Origin of the sequence: Streptomyces sp. KLMMK (assembly GCF_036961605.1) — a bacterium.
GTDB lineage: Bacteria > Actinomycetota > Actinomycetes > Streptomycetales > Streptomycetaceae > Streptomyces > Streptomyces telluris.
In genome coordinates this window covers 1-16,510 of the sequence record NZ_JBAMDC010000127.1, presented here as the reverse complement: position 1 = coordinate 16,510, position 16,510 = coordinate 1, and the positions used below count along the sequence as shown (strand labels likewise).

Here is a 16,510-nt window from a genome sequence, read left to right as displayed (position 1 = left end):
CTCCGTGGCGGTGTCCGTGCGGCACGCTCCGTCCGAGCGGGCCGGCCGGGGTCACGTCACGTCGTCGTAGCTGTTGCGGGCCGCGTGGCTGCGGTCGTCGGCGGACCGCTCGTGCAGGGCCGGCATCGGCTCGGAGTCGCCCGTGGACTGCGGGGTCAGGTCGAGGGGGGAGGCCTCGTCGTCCGACAGCAGCCGGTCGGGGTTGCGGCGCGCACGGCGCTTGTCGTTGAGCATCGAGAAACCCACCGCGCCGAAGTACAGGATGATGATCGGCACGGCCAGGATGCACATGCCGAACGGGTCGGTGCTGGGGGTCGCGATCGCGCCGAAGACGAAGACGCCCATGACGACGCCGCGCCACCACTTGATCATGGTCTTGCCGGTGACCATCCCGGCGATGTTCATCATGACCAGGACCAGCGGCAGCTCGAAGGCGAGGCCGAAGACAAGGATCATCCGGACCGTGAAGTCGAGGATGTCGTCGAGGTTGAGGGTGTTGGCCGCGGAATCGGGTGTGATCTTCAGCAGCACCCGCATGCTCATCGGCATGATCTCGTAGGCCAGCCAGGCGCCCGCGACGAAGAGCGGGGCGGCCGTCGCCACGAAGGCGACCGTGTACTTCTTCTCGTTCTTGTGCAGGCCGGGGGCGAGGAACGCCCACAGCTGGTACAGCCAGATCGGCGCGGAGACGGTGACACCCGCGAGGAGGCACACCTTCACGATCGTCGTGAACGGCGACGAGATGCTGTTGAACACCACGACCGCGCAGTTGCCGCCGTGGCTCTGGGCCAGATCCCGGCCGGGGCACTTGGGAACGGGGCTCGCGAGGAAGTCCGTGAGCTGCTTCTGGTAGAAGGCGGCGACGACGGCGACCACGACGATCGCGAGGACCGCCTTCGCCAGCCGGTTGCGCAGCTCACGCAGGTGCTCCGCGAGTGGCATCCGCCCCTCGGGGTCCTTCTCCTTCTTGCGGGCAGACTTGGGCAACCCACGTCCCTATCTCGTGCGGCAGACGGGCGCCCCGCGGGCGGCCGCCTCGATCGTCCCTGAAAAAGTGCTGGTCAGCGCCGTACGGCGCTGCTCAGTGCTGCGTGGAGCGGTCGCTCGGCTCGGTGACCGGACGCGCGCCGGCCACATCGCCGGGAGCCGCCTTGATCGTACGCGGGGCCTGGCCGGCGGGCGGGTCGGCCGGGGCGGAGGCGTTGTCCTGGCCCTCCGACTTCATGGCCTTCGCCTCGCTCTTGAGGATGCGGGCGGACTTGCCGAGGGAACGCGCCATGTCCGGGAGCTTCTTCGCACCGAACAGCAGGACGATGACGACGAGAATGAGGATGATCTCGGGGGCGCCGAGCCTACCGAACATTTGCGTTTACCTTCTCACCGAGGCGGCATGGGGTGGGGTACTGCCGACTGATCGGACATTTGTCCATCAGCCGTACGGCAGCGATCGTAACGCGCAGGGGTAAACGCTGGGCAATCCCCTTGCGTACTCCCGGATGCGGCCCCCCGCCTCGTCGCCGGGGCCGCCGAAACAGCGTACCGCCCGGTCAGCGGCCCCAGGAGAGAGCGGGAGCGACGTTGTCAGAACCGCTCATTCCTGGCGCAAAGTGTGTGCGGCCTGCGCACTCGCCGCGGCGAGCGGCGTCGCGGCCCGCTCCAGGTCCTCCGCGGCCCGGCTGATCCGCTGTGAGCTCTCCGACACCTGGCGCGCCAGCCGCCGCACTTCGACCAGCACCCGGGCGGCCAGCACTCCGAGGACGGCGATCCCGACGAAGGCGAGGGCGACGGCGAGCATGGGCCAGAACATGAGGTGAACCTATCGGGATGTCGGAATGGCTCAAAACAACTGTTTATCGGAGTGTTTTGTACGGACTGTGTTCGTACGCACCGGGCCCGGCGGCGGGCCGGGGCTCACACCGTCGAGTGCAGCCGGAGCGTCCGCACCCCGCCGCCGGTGAGCAGCTCGACGATCCGCTCCCCCGCCGGCTTGCGCACCGCGGAACCGCAGTCCGGGCAGGTGAAGGAGTAGAAGGTGGTCCGCCGACTGCCGCCGATCGCCAGCCGCAGCGCACTCGCGGCCAGCTCGAAGCGACCGCGGCAGTCGGGGCAGGCCGCCTTGAACAGCGCGGCCCCCGGCACTCTCCCGTCCATCGCGTCCACCCTCACTCCCCGTAGGCCGCAAGGGCCTCACGGGCCGCGTCCCGCGCGCTGACCGCCAGCCCGGCCGGCGAGACGATCCGCCCGTCGCCGCCGAGCCGCAGCGCGAGCCGGCGCAGCGAGGCCGGGTCCGGGGTGCGCAGCGTGATCCGCAGGCCCCCGTCGGGCTGCTCCTCGGCGCTGTCGTGCGGGTAGTACTCGGCGACCCAGCGGCCGCCGGGGCCGACCTCGATCACGACCTCCGGGTCCTCCGCGGCGGGCTGCACCAGTCCCTCGGACAGGTCGCGCAGCTCGACCGGCGGCGGATCGGACGGCTCGTCGAGCAGCCGGATTTCGGCCACCCGGTCCAGGCGGAAGGTGCGCCGGGCCTCCGAGAGCCGGCACCACGCCTCCATATAGGTGTGGCCCACGACGAACAGCCGGACGGGGTCGACCTCGCGCTCGGTGAGCTCGTCGCGCGCGGGCGAGTAGTACTTGATCCACACGCGGCGGCGTTCGGCGATCGCCCGGTCGACGTCGGCGAAGACGCCGCCCTCGGACTCGAAGGTCACCGACAGCCGGGAGCTCGCGCCCGCCGCCTCGCCGGCCGCGGCCTCGATCTTCGCGGTGGCCCGCACCAGCGCCTGCCGGCCGCTCTCCCGCAGACCGGGCAGCGTGGCCACCGCGCGCGCGGCCACCAGCAGGGCGGTGGCCTCGTCCGCGGCCAGCCGCAGCGGCTCGCCCGTGCTGCTGCCCGAGGCGTCCGGGTTGTGCCACCAGATACGGTCGCCGTCGGTGTCGATGTCCAGCAGGTCACCGCCGCGGAAGCTGGTGCCGCACATCGGCAGGACGTCGAGGTCGCCGATCAGCTCGTCCTCGGTGATCCCGAAGGCGCGCGCCACGTCGGTGACCCGGGCGCCGGGGCGCTCCCGCAGATAGGTGACCAGCGACAGCATCCGCCGCGTCTGGTCAATGGCGTTTCCGGCCATCAGAAGTCGGTCCGTTCCTCTCAGCCCTCGTCGCGGGCCCTTCGGCCCGTATCCGCTGTCTCAGCCCTTGGCCACGGCGCGCAGCCGGTCGAGCACCTCGGCCCGCAGCTCCGCCGGTTCCAGCACCACCACGTCCGGCCCGAACTCCACGAGCCAGGCGTCCAGCCCGTGCCCGTAGGGGATCTTCAGCTCGTCCCAGCCGTCGCCCAGCTCGCGCGTGGCCAGGGCCCGGGCCCGCAGCGGGTACCCGTGGTCCGCCCGCACCTTGATCAGCGCCGTGCTCGTCGCCGTCTCGCCGGCCCAGCGCTCGACGGTCTCGCGGACCGTCACGTGGTCGGGCACCGGAGCCGTGAAGGGGATGCCCCGCGACCGCACCTTGCCGGTGATCCGGGACAGCCGGAAGACGCGCTCCGCCTTGCGGTCGCGGTCCCAGCCCGCCAGGTACCAGTGGCCGCGCCAGCACTCCAGCGTCCACGGCTCGACGTGCCGCTGCTCGGGGCGGGCCGAATTCGCCTTGCGGTAGTCGAAGACGACCGGGCGCCGGTCGCGCGCGGCCAGCATCAGCGGCTCGAAGGCCGCCTCGTGGACCGGGATCCGCGTCTCCAGGGCGCTGTGGCCGTAGGCCTCCTCCGCGAGCGGCATCCCGGCGGCGCGCAGCTTCTGCAGCGCCCCGCTGGCCGCGGCGGCCAGGCGGGCCTGCTGCCACACGCTGGCGGCCAGGCCCAGGGCGGCCGCCTCCTCGACGTCCAGCGTGATGGGAGGCAGGCGGTTGCTGTCGCGGCGGGCCAGATAGCCGGTCTCGCCGTCGACGCTCTCCACCGTCTCGATGATCAGGCCGAGCTCGCGCAGATCGTCCTTGTCGCGCTCGAACATGCGGTTGAAGGCGTCATCGCTGCCCGCGGCGTTGTCCGGGGCCCCGGAGGCCGTGCCGGACGCCGTGCCGTTTCCCGGCCCGAAGGCTTCGAGGTAGGCCTCGATGGAGCCCCTGAGCTCCCGCTTGCTCAGCGGACGGCGCGTCCCCAGCAGGCACAGCGCCAGGTTCATCAGCCGCTCGGCCTTGGCAATCGCCATCGACGCCCTCTCTACTTGTGCTCTCAACCGCTGACCGTACCGCTCCGGCCTGCAAGCGCAAAAGCCGAGGCCCCACGCCCGCAGGCGTGGGGCCTCGGCCCGCGGTGCAGGGGTCAGCCCGCGACGGCGACCAGGTCGCAGACGAAGATCAGCGACTCGCCCGGGGCGATGCGGCCGCCACCGGCGCCGCGCTCGCCGTAGGCCAGGTGCGGCGGGATGACCAGCTTGCGGCGGCCACCGACCTTCATGCCCTGGATGCCCTGGTCCCAGCCGGGGATGACCTGACCGCCGCCCAGCTTGAACTCCAGCGGGTTGCCGCGGTTCCAGCTGGCGTCGAACTCCTCGCCGGTGGAGAAGGCCACGCCCACGTAGTGAACGCGCACCGTCTGGCCGGCCTTGGCCTCGGTGCCGTCGCCCTCCCAGACCTCCGTGATCTCCAGGTCAGTGGGCTCCGGGCCCTCGGGGAAATCAATCTCGGGCTTGTCGATGCTCACGAAAGTGCTCCTACGAACGAATCTTGTAGACAACCGTGCAAGTCTGGCAGATCCCGGTCAAAGATCAGACCTTGCCCACGATGTCCACAACGAAGACCAGGGTGTTCTTGTCCAGGCCGCTGCCGGCCTGGCCCTCGTAGCCCAGCTTCGGCGGGATCACCAGCTCCACCCGGTCCCCGACGTGCTTGCCGACCAGGCCCTTGTCCCAGCCCTGGACGACCGAGCCGGTGCCGATCTGGAAGCTCGTCGCCCCCGAGTGGTCCCAGGAGGAGTCGAACTTCTTGCCGTCCTCCCACTTCACCCCGGTGTACTGGGCGATCAGCCCCTCACCCGCCTTGACCTCCGGGCCGGTGCCCTTGATCAGCACCTGCTCCTTGAGCTCCGAAGGCGCCTTGGTGTCCTTGGGAATGGTGATCTCCGCGGCCTTCTGCGAGAGCACCTTCACCTCGGGCATGCCCTCGTCCGGCTTGGCCTGGTCGCCCTTGACCTCGCTCCGCAGGTCGACCTTCTGAGCGCCGACCACGTCGACGACCCAGACCAGGCCGTCCTCCGGCTCCAGGCCCAGCTGCGGGTTGACCTGCTCGCCGATGGTCTCCTTCACCGTGCCCACGACCTCGACCCGGCTGCCGGCCCGCTGGCCGATGACGGCGTCGGCCACCTTCGCGGGCACCTGCTGGCCCGGCTGGCCCGCGGCGAAGACGTCCTGGCGGCGCACGTCCTTGCCGCCCGGCGTCTGCCCCTGGCTCGACCAGGAGCCGCCCAGCGGCTTGTCGTCCTTCATGCTCTGCACCGCGAAGTCGAGCCGGACGAAACTGCCCTTCTCGACCTTGTCGCCCTTGCCCTCCGACAGCGTCTTGACCGTGAGCTCGTCGCCCGGCTTCGACCCCTTCTCCACAGAGATCTCGGGCTTCTGGCCGAAGTCCCCCTTCACCGAGACCTCGGCCTCGGACGAGCCTTTGTCATCACCGCACGCGGCAGCGGAGAACAACAGGACAGGCACGGCCAGCGCCGCGGCCAGGCGACGCGTGTTCATCGTGAGGTTCATCAGTCCAACTCGGGCTAGGGGGTGGCAGAGCAGTGCCCGCCACTTTACGGCTTGATCCTGTGTGATCAACCCTGCCCGACACGGCGGTACGCCGGGCCCCGCGGCCCGGCGCACCCCGCCCGCTCACATCCCGGCGATGAGCTTCTCCACCCGGTCGTCCACCGACCGGAACGGGTCCTTGCACAGCACCGTCCGCTGCGCCTGGTCATTGAGCTTCAGGTGCACCCAGTCGACCGTGAAGTCGCGCCGCTGCTCCTGTGCGCGGCGGATGAAGTCGCCCCGCAGCCGGGCCCGCGTCGTCTGCGGGGGCACGGACTTGCCCTCGAAGATCTTCAGGTCGTTGCACACCCGGGCCGCACGGCCGCGCTTCTCCAGCAGGTAGTACAGCCCGCGGCGGCGGTGGATGTCGTGGTACGCGAGGTCTATCTGCGCGACCCTCGGGTGCGACATGGTGATGTTGTTCTTCGCCCGGTACTGCTCGATGAGCTGGTACTTCATCACCCAGTCGATCTCGGTGGAGATCCGGTCCAGGTCCTCGTCCCGGACGGCCTCCAGAGTGCGGCCCCACAGCTCCAGGACCCGCTCCACCGTGCCGGTGCGGATGCCCCGGCGCTCGCAGAAGTCGACGGCCTTCTCGTAGTACTCCTGCTGGACCTCCAGTGCCGAGGCCTCGCGCCCGCTCGCGAGCCGGACCTTCCGCCGGCCCGTGATGTCGTGGCTGACCTCGCGGATCGCCCGGATCGGATTCTCCAGCGTGAGGTCGCGCATGACCGTGCCCGCCTCGATCATGCGCAGCACCAGATCCGTCGCGCCGACCTTCAGCAGCATCGTCGTCTCGGACATGTTGGAGTCGCCGACGATGACGTGCAGGCGCCGGTAGCGCTCGGCGTCGGCGTGCGGCTCGTCGCGGGTGTTGATGATCGGGCGGGAGCGGGTGGTCGCCGAGCTGACGCCCTCCCAGATGTGCTCCGCGCGCTGGCTGACGCAGTAGACCGCGCCGCGGGGCGTCTGCAGGACCTTCCCCGCCCCGCACAGCAGCTGCCGCGTCACCAGGAAGGGGATGAGGATGTCCGCAAGACGCGAGAACTCCCCGTGCCGCGCGACGAGATAGTTCTCGTGGCAGCCGTAGGAGTTCCCGGCGGAGTCGGTGTTGTTCTTGAAGAGGTAGACGTCGCCCGCGATCCCCTCCTCGTGCAGGCGCCGCTCGGCGTCGACGAGCAGGCCCTCGAGAATGCGCTCCCCCGCCTTGTCGTGGGTGACCAGCTCGACCACGCTGTCGCACTCCGGAGTTGCATATTCGGGGTGCGAACCCACATCCAGGTAGAGACGCGCTCCATTGCGCAGGAAGACATTGCTGCTGCGGCCCCAGGAAACGACACGGCGGAAGAGGTAGCGCGCCACTTCGTCAGGCGACAGCCGGCGCTGTCCCCTGAAGGTGCACGTGACGCCGTACTCGTTCTCCAGCCCGAAAATGCGGCGGTCCATGCCTGAACATTACGCCTGATGCCCTGCGCTGAAACCGGGTTCGACCGCACCGTTCCGATCATTTTCCGACCGGGCCACGATGGGCGACGGGGTCGCGAGCGCCTGCAGCCACCGGCGGGCCGCCACCATGACGAGCAGCGCCGCCGCGCCGCCGCCCACGGCGACCAGGTACCCCGCCCGCGCACCGCCGCTCTGGACCGCCGGGCCGACCACGCCGGAGCCGATGGCGGCGCCCACGCCGAAGGAGGTCACCAGCCAGGAGAAGGCCTCCGTGACGGTGCCGCGCGGCGCGTGCCGGTCCACCACGACGAAGGCACAGGCCAGGCAGGGGGCCAGGAAGATGCCGGCCACACCGGCGAGCACCGTCATCATCACGGTGCCCGGGACCACCAGCAGCGGCAGGTAGCAGACCGCGAGCCCGGCCACGAGGAGCCGCAGGCGCTGCTCCGGCGTGCCCGGCCACTGGCGGTGGCCGTAGACGGTGCCGCCGATGAGGGCGCCCACGCCGATCGCCGAGAGGATGTACCCGGCGGTGGCGTCGTTCCCGGCGTCCTTGCCGTAGGCGATCGCCGCGACGGCGATCGAGCCCAGCGCGGTGCCGATGAAGAAGAACGTGCCGAGGACGACGCGCAGCCCGGGCGAGCGCAGCGCGCCCAGCCAGTGCGCCTCGCGCGGCGCGCTGCGCCACTCCCGCGAGGGCCGCGAGGTGACGACGGCGAGCGCACCCAGGGCGCCGAGGGCATTGATCACGAACAGCGCGGCGGCCGGGGACCACACGGCGACCATGCCGGAGATGATCAGCGGGCCGACGACGTACATCAGCTCCTGGGCGATGGCGTCCAGGGAGTACGCGGCGTGGATCCGCTCCTCGCTCTTGAGGACCGAGGGCCACAGCGCCCGCAGGCCGCCCTCCAGCGGCGGGGTGAAGAATCCGGACACCACCATGGCCGCGTACGCTAGGAAGGCCGGCTCCGGGCCGGTGACGGCGAAGACCGCCATGCCGAGCGCGGCCAGCAGGGCCGACGGAAGCATGACGCGGGGCTGGCCGTGGAGGTCGACGGCCCGGCCCAGCAGGGGCTGGCCGACGGCGTTCGCCACACCGTAGACGGCGGACAGTGCTCCGGCGAACGCGAAGCTGCCGCCCTCGGCGAGGACGAAGAGCGGGATCGCGAGCGCGGCCGTGGCATTCGGCAGGCGGCCCACCAGCGTGCCTGTGAGCAGGCGCGCGGCGTGCCGCGTTCTGAGCATCTCGCCGTAGCCGGCCGCCATCGGTGACTTCCTCTCTTCCCCGAGCCTCGGGTTTTACGTATAACTAGAAGCGTCATACGTATCATGGCCGCAGCCCGCGGGTCCAACCGCCGCAGGCTGGGGCATAGGGGAGGCACCGACAGTGACCAGCGGCGACGAGACAGGGCAGCGCCGCGACGAGCGGTGGCCCACGGCCCGCGGCCCCCGCGCCGGGGCCCGCGCCACCAGCCGTGACGTCGCCCGGGCCGCAGGGGTCTCCCAGGCCACGGTCTCCCTCGTCATGGGCGAGAAGTGGCGGGGCCGGGTCTCCGAGCGCACCGCCGAGTCCGTCCGCTCCGCCGCCCGCAGCCTGGGCTACCGCCCCAACCTCGCCGCCCGCGACCTCCGCCTCGGCCGCACCCGCACGGTCCTGCTCGTCGTCCCGGCGCTGACCAACGAATTCTTCGCCCGGGTCCACACCGGCGTCGTCCGCGTGGCCCGCGAGCACGGCCTCGGCGTCGTCCTCTACCTCTCCCCCGAGGGCACCGGCCCGGCCCGCGACCCGTTCGCCTCCGCCAGCGCCACCCTCGACGGCGTCCTCGCCTCCTCGATGGCGGCCGAGGCGCTCGGCGCCATCCGGGGCGGGGGCCTCCCGCTCGTCATGCTCGACAGCGACCCCGGGCACGAAGGCGCCTCCGCCACCGTCAACCCCGAGATCGCCGACGGCATGCGCCAGGTCGCGGAGCACCTGCTGGGCCTCGGCCACCGGCGGTTCCTGCACCTCGCCTCGGACATCGACACCTGGACGTTCCGGGTCCGCGCCCGGGCGCTGGCCGAGGCCCTGCGCGGGACGGACGGCGCGGCGGTGCGGACCGAGCGGGCGTCCCTGACCGTCGCCGACGGGCTGCGCGCCACCGAGAAGGCCCTCGCCGAGCCGGGCCACCGCCCCACCGCCATCGTCTGCGACGACGACGTCCTCGCCGCGGGCGCGTGCAAGGCCGCCCGCCGGCTGGGCCTGCACGTGCCCGCCGACCTCTCCGTCACCGGCTTCACCGACCTGGCCCTCGCCACGGCCGTCGAGCCCGAGCTCACCACCGTGCAGCTGCCGGCCGAAGCGGTCGGCGAAGCCGGCATGCGCGCCCTCGTGGCCGTCCTCGACGGGCGGCCGCCGGCCCCCGAGGCCCTCCCCGTCCGGCTCGTCACCCGCGGCACCACGGCCTACGCCCGCCCGTAGCCGCGTAGCCCGTAGCGTCCGGGCGGCGAAAGCCGTGCGCCCCGCCGGGATGACCCGGCGGGGCGCACGGTGTTTCAGCAGGCAGAAAAATCAGCTCTCGGACGAGGCCGTGCCGCCCTCCTCGGACGAACCCTCCGGCTCCGCACCGGACTCGGCGGCACCGGAAGCGGCCCCGCCGGTGGACGTGCCCTCCTCCAGCAGACGCGACAGCTGACGGCCCAGCAGCCGCTTGAACTTCCGCTGCTGCGGCCGCGTCCGGTCCAGGACGGCGACCTCCAGCTGCTCGGAGGTGAGCGTACGCTCGCCGCCGTTGTTGTCGCGGGTGAGGGACTCGACCGCGAGCTTCAGCGCCTCCGAGAGGGTCATCCCCTCACGGTGCCGCTGATCGAGGTAGTTGCTGATCTGATCGGCATTGCCACCGACGGCGACCGAACCGTGCTCATCCACGATCGAGCCGTCATGCGGCAGCCGGTAGATCTGATCGTCCTCGGGGCCCGCGCCGACCTCGGCGACGATCAGCTCCACCTCGTAGGGCTTCTCGGCGGCGCTGGAGAAGATCGAGCCCAGCGTCTGTGCGTAGACATTGGCCAGGCCGCGGGCCGTGACGTCGTCCCGGTCGTAGGTGTAACCGCGCAGATCCGCGTAACGCACACCGCCGATCCGCAGGTTCTCGAATTCGTTGTACTTGCCGACCGCCGCGAAAGCGATCCGGTCGTAGATCTCGCTGACCTTGTGCAGGGCCCGGGACGGGTTCTCGGCAACGAAGACAACGCCATCGGTGTACTGGAGCACCACGACACTGCGGCCGCGCGCGATGCCCTTGCGGGCGTACTCGGCGCGGTCGGCCATGGCCTGCTGAGGAGATACGTAGAACGGCGTCGACACCGGTTATCCGTCCCTTTCTGTCAATGAGGGGTACATGCTGACCGGGACCTCAGAGGAGGGCGGCCCGGGGGCCGTCCGGCTCCTGGAGCCGCCGTTCGTGGATCGCCCGGACGATCTCGGAGCACTCCGCCTCGGTGAGCTTTCGGAACCCCTCGTCGGTGATGACGGTGACGATCGGATAGATACGACGTGCAAGATCCGGCCCGCCGGTCGCGGAGTCGTCGTCGGCGGCGTCGTAGAGCGCCTGGACGACGAGCGTGAGGGTCTGACTCTCCGTCAGATCCTCACGGAAGAGCTTCTTCAGCGACCCCCGGGCGAAGACCGAGCCCGAGCCGGTGGCGGCGAAGCCGTGCTCCTCCGAGCGCCCGCCGGTCACGTCGTAGGAGAAGATCCGGCCCTTCTGGCGGTCCACGTCCCAGCCGGCGAAGAGCGGCACCACGGCCAGGCCCTGCATGGCCATGCCGAGGTTGCCGCGGATCATCGTCGACAGCCGGTTCGCCTTGCCCTCCAGCGAGAGCTGAACCCCTTCGACCTTCTCGAAGTGCTCCAGCTCCAGCTGGAAGAGCTTGACCATCTCCACGGCCAGACCGGCCGTGCCGGCGATGCCCACCGCCGAGTACTCGTCGGCCGGGAAGACCTTCTCGATGTCACGCTGGGCGATGATGTTGCCCATCGTGGCCCGCCGGTCACCGGCGAGCACCACGCCGCCGGGGAACGACGCCGCGACGATCGTCGTGCCGTGCGGGATCTCCACCGCGCCCTGCACCGCGGGGAGCGGCCGGTTGCCCGGGAGCAGCTCCGGGGAGTGCGAGGCCAGGAAATCCATGAACGACGAGGAACCGGGGGTCAGGAAGGCAGCCGGCAGATGCCCGGTGCTACGAGTGTTGGCTTCCACACGTTTCCTTCCACGTATGCAGCGGCCCGCCCCATGACGTCCGCTCGATCCTTGAACCGCCCCAGGGCCGCGTCGGAGCTGGGGCACAGTACGCCAGGGACCTTACCGGTCCCATGATCATGATCGACAGGCGCCGGCAGCCGCCTACTCGCCGCCCTTCTGGACGAAGGAGCGCACGAAGTCCTCGGCGTTCTCCTCGAGGACGTCGTCGATCTCGTCCAGCACGGAGTCGACGTCGTCCGACAGCTTCTCCTGCCGCTCCTTGAGGTCCTCCGAGACCTGCGCGTCCTGCGCCTGCTCCTCGACGTCCTCTGTGGTTCGCGTGGCCTTCTGCTGACCGCCGCCGGTGTCCTTGGTCGCCATATCCCTCACCCCGCTCGGTTCGACGTACAAGATCGGACGTACTCAGTCGTACTCAGCCCTGCAAGATCAGACCCTACAAGCAGGGTCCGACATCGGCCCTGTACTTGCTACAACGTCCCGGAACCACGGTGATGATTCCCTGAACGCCGTCCTCTCAGACCTGCTCAGCCCCCCGAGAGCACCCGCACCAGCTCCTCCGCCGTGCGGCAGCGGTCGAGCAGCTCCTTGACGTGGTTGCGCGTGCCGCGCAGCGGCTCCAGGGTGGGCACCCGCTGCAGGGAGTCACGGCCCGGGAGGTCGAAGATCACCGAGTCCCAGGAGGCCGCGGCCACGTCGTCCGCGTACTGCTCCAGGCAGCGGCCGCGGAAGTAGGCCCGGGTGTCCTCGGGCGGGACCGTGCGAGCGCGCTCCACCTCGGTCTCGTCCAGCAGCCGCTTCATCTTGCCGCGGGCCGCGAGCCGGTTGTACAGGCCCTTGTCCGCCCGGACGTCCGCGTACTGCAGGTCCACCAGGTGCAGGCGGGCCGCGTCCCAGCCCAGGCCGTCGCGGCGGCGGTAGCCCTCCAGGAGCTCCCGCTTGGCCACCCAGTCCAGCTCTCCGGCCAGGCTCATCGGATCGTGCTCCAGCCGGTTCAGCACGTCCTCCCAGCGGGCGAGCACGTCCTTCGTCTGCTCGTCGGCGTCCGCCCCGAAACGGTTTTCGACGTACTTGCGGGCCAGCTCGCAGTACTCCATCTGGAGCTGTACGGCGGTGAGCGTGCGGCCGCTGCGGAGCGTGATGAGGTGTTGCAGGGTGGGGTCGTGGCTGACCTGGTGGAGGGTGCGCACGGGCTGGTCGACGGCGAGGTCGGAGACGATGAAGCCGTCCTCGATCATGGACAGGACCAGGGCGGTCGTGCCCAGCTTGAGGTAGGTGGAGATCTCCGAGAGGTTGGCGTCGCCGATGATCACGTGGAGCCGGCGGTACTTCTCGGCGTCGGCGTGCGGCTCGTCACGGGTGTTGATGATCGGCCGCTTGAGCGTGGTCTCCAGGCCCACCTCCACCTCGAAGTAGTCCGCGCGCTGGCTGAGCTGGAAGCCGTGCTCGTGGCCGTCCTGGCCGATGCCGACGCGGCCGGCGCCGGTGACCACCTGCCGGCAGACGAAGAAGGGCGTCAGGTGGCGCACGATGTCCGAGAAGGGGGTCTCCCGCTTCATCAGGTAGTTCTCGTGGGTGCCGTAGGACGCGCCCTTGTTGTCGGTGTTGTTCTTGTAGAGGTGGATCGGCTGGGCTCCGGGCAGCTGGGCGGCGCGCTCGGCGGCCTCGGCCATGATCCGCTCGCCGGCCTTGTCCCACAGGACGGCGTCCCGGGGGTTGGTGATCTCCGGGGAGCTGTACTCGGGATGGGCGTGGTCGACGTAGAGTCGCGCGCCGTTGGTCAGGATGACGTTGGCGAGGCCGATGTCCTCGTCGGTGAGCTGGCTGGAGTCCGCGGCTTCGCGGGCGAGGTCGAAGCCCCGGGCGTCCCGCAGCGGGTTCTCCTCCTCGAAGTCCCAGCGGGCGCGTCGCGCCCGGTGCATCGCCGCGGCGTAGGCGTTGACGATCTGGGACGAGGTGAGCATGGCATTGGCGTTCGGGTGACCGGGGACGGAGATCCCGTACTCCGTCTCAATGCCCATTACTCGCCGTACGGTCATGCGGCCCTCCTTGCCCGGCGGCGCCCCCTGGTGGGGTCGGCGCTCAAGTACCGCTGCGCGTCCGGTCCGTGTCCGGTCCTCGATCCCCCATCGCGCTGTGCGGCGGTATCGAAGAGCCTAGAACGGCTTTGCGGCGGTGGGGAGATCATTACAGTCATTGCTCCGGTTCGTGGCGTACCCGGGCCATGGACGCTCCCCGTGGCGAAATCCTGGCGAGAAACCCGTCGGAAAACGACGCGGGCGGCGGGAAAACACATCCGGCCGCGGTTGTCCCGGGGCGTGCCCCCCGCCGGGGCGGGGGACGCGGGACATCCGCAGCCGGACGATGGTGCTACAGGTACTGGCCGGTATTGGCCACCGTGTCGATGGAGCGGCCGGTGTCGGCGCCCTGCTTCCCGGTGACGAGGGTGCGGATGAAGACGATCCGCTCGCCCTTCTTGCCGGAGATCCGGGCCCAGTCGTCCGGGTTGGTGGTGTTGGGCAGGTCCTCGTTCTCCTTGAACTCGTCGACGCAGGCGGCGAGCAGGTGGGAGACGCGCAGACCCTTCTGGTTGTGGTCGAGGAAGGCCTTGATGGCCATCTTCTTCGCCCGGTCCACGATGTTCTGGATCATGGCGCCGGAGTTGAAGTCCTTGAAATAGAGGACTTCCTTGTCGCCGTTGGCGTAGGTGACCTCGAGGAAGCGGTTCTCCTCGGACTCGGCGTACATCTGCTCGACGACCGACTGGATCATGCCGGCCACGGCGGCCTTGGGGTCGCCCCCGTGCTCGGTGAGGTCGTCCGCGTGGATGGGCAGGGTCCGGGTCAGGTACTTCGAGAAGATGTCCTTGGCGGCCTCCGCGTCCGGACGCTCGATCTTGATCTTCACATCGAGGCGGCCGGGGCGCAGGATCGCCGGGTCGATCATGTCCTCCCGGTTGGAGGCGCCGATCACGATCACGTTCTCCAGGCCCTCGACGCCGTCGATCTCCGAGAGGAGCTGGGGGACGATGGTGTTCTCGACGTCCGAGCTGACCCCGGATCCGCGGGTGCGGAAGAGGGAGTCCATCTCGTCGAAGAACACGATGACCGGGGTGCCCTCGCTCGCCTTCTCCCGGGCGCGCTGGAAGATCAGCCGGATGTGCCGCTCGGTCTCCCCGACGTACTTGTTGAGGAGCTCGGGGCCCTTGATGTTGAGGAAGAAGCTCTTCCCCGCGGGCTTGCCGGTGACCTCGGCGACCTTCTTGGCAAGGGAGTTGGCGACGGCCTTGGCGATGAGCGTCTTGCCGCAGCCGGGCGGGCCGTACAGCAGCACGCCCTTGGGCGGCCGCAGTTCGTGCTCCTTGAAGAGGTCGGGGTAGAGGTAGGGGAGCTCGACCGCGTCGCGGATCAGCTCGATCTGGTTTCCCAGACCGCCGATCTTGGTGTAGTCGATGTCCGGGACCTCTTCGAGGACGAGTTCCTCGACCTCGCTCTTCGGGATGATCTCGTAGACGTAGCCGGATCGGGGTTCGAGGAGCAGGGCGTCCCCGGGGCGGATGGTGGTGTCCAGCAGCGGCTCGGCGAGCCTCACCACCCGCTCCTCGTCGGTGTGCCCGATGACCAGGGCGCGCTCGCCGTCCTCAAGGATCTCCTTGAGGGTGACGATGTCCCCGGCCCGTTCGAACTCCATGGCTTCGACCACGTTGAGCGCTTCGTTGAGCATGACCTCCTGGCCCCGCCGGAGGTCCTCCGCGTCGACGCTGGGGCTGACGTTCACCCGGAGCTTGCGGCCCCCGGTGAAGATGTCGGCCGTGCCGTCGTCGTTGGCCTTGAGGAAGACTCCGAAGCCGGCCGGCGGCTGCGCAAGCCGGTCGACCTCCTCCTTGAGGGCGACGATCTGGTCGCGCGCCTCGCGGAGGGTGTTGGCGAGCCGCTCGTTCTGAGCGGACACTCCGGCCAGGTTGGTCTGGAGCTCGACGATCCGCTCTTCGAGAATCCTCGTGTGACGCGGAGAGTCGGCGAGCTTGCGCCGCAGGACGGCGATCTCCTGCTCGTAATAGGCAACCTGGCTCGCGAGGTCGTCGGACGCTCGTCCCGGCCGGATGCCGCGGTTCATGTCGTCGTCGTGGGCTGCCACGGTCCTCACCTCCTCCAAGGGGAGCTGGACGCTTCCTGACCCTACCTGGGCCGGTGCAGGTTGAAACCCCTAGATCACAAACCCGGTCGGAGTGTGTCCGATCTTCACCCTTGCGCACGTCCCCACAGCAGGGGAATACCCACCCATCAACATCGGAAAGCGGGCGGTTGTATCGTCGAGTCGGTCAACACCCGTCAGGGCTGGCTCCAATTGATTCACGTACGCAGGAAACGGCAGGGCGAGATGACCGTGCAGAACGACGACCGCGCGGAGGCGGCCGGGGTCCCGGCGGCCCCGGGGGCCACGGCGACCGCAGCGGACGGCCCGGGCCCCGCCCCGGAGGCGGACGGCGAGGCCCTGGAGGTCTGGATCGACCAGGACCTGTGCACGGGGGACGGGATCTGCGCCCAGTACGCACCCGAGGTCTTCGAGCTGGACATCGACGGCCTGGCGTATGTGAAGAGCGCCGACGACGAGCTGCTGCAGGAGCCGGGCGCGACGACGCCCGTGCCGCTGCCCCTGCTCACGGATGTCCGCGACTCGGCCAAGGAGTGCCCGGGCGACTGCATCCATGTCCGCCGCATTTCGGACAAGGTGGAGATCTACGGCCCGGACGCCGGGTAACGGATCACACACTCCCTGCTACGGGCATCGGCCGGAGTACGAACTTCCCGTCCTTCCAGTGCCATTCGACGGTCCGGCTCCTGTCCGGACAGCAACGGGGCACATTCGGGCCTGAGTAGCCGAGCAGAGTGGCCGAAACGGTGCCCCGGGTGACGGTGAGAGCGGTGACGGTCATCTTCTCCCGGGGGTCCACGAGCGTGGCCAGGACGCGGGGCCGCCCGCCGGGCTCGCGGGGCGCGGCGAGGACGTAGACGCCGCTGGGCGGAGTGCCGCCGCCGGCGCGGCAGC

Annotated in this window: 18 protein-coding genes and 1 pseudogene; 2 read left to right on the top strand and 17 right to left on the bottom strand. The window is 70.1% G+C overall.

Annotated features, from left to right (window positions below; genetic code table 11):
- Window positions 1–51: 51 nt before the first annotated feature.
- From tatC to V7793_RS19355, 10 genes are all read right to left on the bottom strand, one after another.
- Window positions 52–942, bottom strand: coding sequence for a twin-arginine translocase subunit TatC (gene tatC / locus V7793_RS19400; protein WP_336008215.1), 891 nt, complete (start codon window positions 940–942; stop codon window positions 52–54).
- 139 nt (window positions 943–1,081) lie between these two features.
- Window positions 1,082–1,363: a Sec-independent protein translocase subunit TatA gene (gene tatA, locus V7793_RS19395; RefSeq protein ID WP_168096926.1), complete on the bottom strand. Its 282-nt coding sequence runs from the start codon at window positions 1,361–1,363 to the stop codon at window positions 1,082–1,084.
- Window positions 1,364–1,591: 228 nt separating this feature from the next.
- A complete protein-coding gene (locus tag V7793_RS19390) occupies window positions 1,592–1,807 on the bottom strand; it encodes a hypothetical protein (protein WP_336008211.1) in 216 nt (71 codons plus the stop codon).
- 104 nt (window positions 1,808–1,911) lie between these two features.
- Window positions 1,912–2,151 (bottom strand): hypothetical protein, encoded by a 240-nt coding sequence (locus tag V7793_RS19385; RefSeq protein WP_058047005.1) that lies wholly within the window; start codon window positions 2,149–2,151, stop codon window positions 1,912–1,914.
- An 11-nt stretch (window positions 2,152–2,162) separates the two neighbouring features.
- Window positions 2,163–3,125: a helix-turn-helix transcriptional regulator gene (locus V7793_RS19380; RefSeq protein WP_336008209.1), complete on the bottom strand. Its 963-nt coding sequence runs from the start codon at window positions 3,123–3,125 to the stop codon at window positions 2,163–2,165.
- Between the two features lie 60 nt (window positions 3,126–3,185).
- The gene (locus V7793_RS19375) at window positions 3,186–4,196 is read right to left on the bottom strand and encodes a helix-turn-helix transcriptional regulator (protein WP_336008207.1); all 1,011 of its coding nucleotides are present in this window, start codon (window positions 4,194–4,196) and stop codon (window positions 3,186–3,188) included.
- Window positions 4,197–4,309: 113 nt separating this feature from the next.
- Window positions 4,310–4,690, bottom strand: a complete 381-nt coding sequence (locus V7793_RS19370; RefSeq protein WP_336008205.1) for an FKBP-type peptidyl-prolyl cis-trans isomerase — start codon at window positions 4,688–4,690, stop codon at window positions 4,310–4,312.
- 64 nt (window positions 4,691–4,754) lie between these two features.
- Window positions 4,755–5,723: an FKBP-type peptidyl-prolyl cis-trans isomerase gene (locus V7793_RS19365; protein WP_336008203.1), complete on the bottom strand. Its 969-nt coding sequence runs from the start codon at window positions 5,721–5,723 to the stop codon at window positions 4,755–4,757.
- A 135-nt stretch (window positions 5,724–5,858) separates the two neighbouring features.
- On the bottom strand, window positions 5,859–7,220 hold the full coding sequence (gene pafA, locus V7793_RS19360; protein WP_168094223.1) for a Pup--protein ligase: 1,362 nt from the start codon (window positions 7,218–7,220) through the stop codon (window positions 5,859–5,861).
- Between the two features lie 9 nt (window positions 7,221–7,229).
- A complete protein-coding gene (locus V7793_RS19355) occupies window positions 7,230–8,489 on the bottom strand; it encodes an MFS transporter (RefSeq protein WP_336008201.1) in 1,260 nt (419 codons plus the stop codon).
- A 121-nt stretch (window positions 8,490–8,610) separates the two neighbouring features.
- Between V7793_RS19355 and V7793_RS19350 the strand changes: the two genes are divergently transcribed.
- Window positions 8,611–9,681: a LacI family DNA-binding transcriptional regulator gene (locus tag V7793_RS19350; protein WP_336008200.1), complete on the top strand. Its 1,071-nt coding sequence runs from the start codon at window positions 8,611–8,613 to the stop codon at window positions 9,679–9,681.
- Window positions 9,682–9,771: 90 nt separating this feature from the next.
- On the opposite strand, the gene prcA is transcribed toward V7793_RS19350, so the two are convergent.
- The 6 genes from prcA to arc form a co-directional block, all read right to left on the bottom strand.
- Window positions 9,772–10,566, bottom strand: a complete 795-nt coding sequence (prcA, locus tag V7793_RS19345; RefSeq protein WP_336008198.1) for a proteasome subunit alpha — start codon at window positions 10,564–10,566, stop codon at window positions 9,772–9,774.
- Between the two features lie 49 nt (window positions 10,567–10,615).
- On the bottom strand, window positions 10,616–11,461 hold the full coding sequence (gene prcB / locus V7793_RS19340) for a proteasome subunit beta (protein ID WP_336008196.1): 846 nt from the start codon (window positions 11,459–11,461) through the stop codon (window positions 10,616–10,618).
- On the bottom strand, window positions 11,413–11,601 hold the full coding sequence (locus V7793_RS19335; RefSeq protein ID WP_336008214.1) for an endonuclease domain-containing protein: 189 nt from the start codon (window positions 11,599–11,601) through the stop codon (window positions 11,413–11,415). The genes prcB and V7793_RS19335 overlap by 49 nt, the downstream gene beginning before the upstream one ends.
- A gap of 4 nt (window positions 11,602–11,605) precedes the next feature.
- A complete protein-coding gene (locus V7793_RS19330) occupies window positions 11,606–11,824 on the bottom strand; it encodes a ubiquitin-like protein Pup (RefSeq protein ID WP_336008194.1) in 219 nt (72 codons plus the stop codon).
- Between the two features lie 164 nt (window positions 11,825–11,988).
- Complete coding sequence (gene dop / locus V7793_RS19325; protein ID WP_336008192.1) at window positions 11,989–13,500, bottom strand: depupylase/deamidase Dop; 1,512 nt, start codon at window positions 13,498–13,500, stop codon at window positions 11,989–11,991.
- Window positions 13,501–13,831: 331 nt separating this feature from the next.
- Window positions 13,832–15,598 carry a proteasome ATPase gene (gene arc, locus V7793_RS19320; protein ID WP_256791511.1) on the bottom strand — a complete coding sequence of 589 codons (1,767 nt, stop codon included), beginning with the start codon at window positions 15,596–15,598 and terminating at the stop codon, window positions 13,832–13,834.
- 357 nt (window positions 15,599–15,955) lie between these two features.
- On the opposite strand from arc, the gene V7793_RS19315 reads away from it, so the two are divergent.
- Complete coding sequence (locus V7793_RS19315) at window positions 15,956–16,222, top strand: ferredoxin (protein WP_058047003.1); 267 nt, start codon at window positions 15,956–15,958, stop codon at window positions 16,220–16,222.
- A gap of 4 nt (window positions 16,223–16,226) precedes the next feature.
- Here the strand turns inward: V7793_RS19315 and V7793_RS19310 are convergent.
- Window positions 16,227–16,510 (bottom strand): annotated as a pseudogene (locus V7793_RS19310) (hypothetical protein); the annotation flags it as partial.

Bases quoted from the DNA above. Each gene is read 5' to 3' on its own strand.
- tatC (WP_336008215.1), bottom strand. From the start codon at position 942: ATGCCACTCGCGGAGCACCTGCGTGAGCTGCGCAACCGGCTGGCGAAG.
- tatA (WP_168096926.1), bottom strand. From the start codon at position 1,363: ATGTTCGGTAGGCTCGGCGCCCCCGAGATCATCCTCATTCTCGTCGTC.
- V7793_RS19390 (WP_336008211.1), bottom strand. From the start codon at position 1,807: ATGTTCTGGCCCATGCTCGCCGTCGCCCTCGCCTTCGTCGGGATCGCC.
- V7793_RS19385 (WP_058047005.1), bottom strand. From the start codon at position 2,151: ATGGACGGGAGAGTGCCGGGGGCCGCGCTGTTCAAGGCGGCCTGCCCC.
- V7793_RS19380 (WP_336008209.1), bottom strand. From the start codon at position 3,125: ATGGCCGGAAACGCCATTGACCAGACGCGGCGGATGCTGTCGCTGGTC.
- V7793_RS19375 (WP_336008207.1), bottom strand. From the start codon at position 4,196: ATGGCGATTGCCAAGGCCGAGCGGCTGATGAACCTGGCGCTGTGCCTG.
- V7793_RS19365 (WP_336008203.1), bottom strand. From the start codon at position 5,723: ATGAACACGCGTCGCCTGGCCGCGGCGCTGGCCGTGCCTGTCCTGTTG.
- pafA (WP_168094223.1), bottom strand. From the start codon at position 7,220: ATGGACCGCCGCATTTTCGGGCTGGAGAACGAGTACGGCGTCACGTGC.
- V7793_RS19355 (WP_336008201.1), bottom strand. From the start codon at position 8,489: ATGGCGGCCGGCTACGGCGAGATGCTCAGAACGCGGCACGCCGCGCGC.
- V7793_RS19330 (WP_336008194.1), bottom strand. From the start codon at position 11,824: ATGGCGACCAAGGACACCGGCGGCGGTCAGCAGAAGGCCACGCGAACC.
- dop (WP_336008192.1), bottom strand. From the start codon at position 13,500: ATGACCGTACGGCGAGTAATGGGCATTGAGACGGAGTACGGGATCTCC.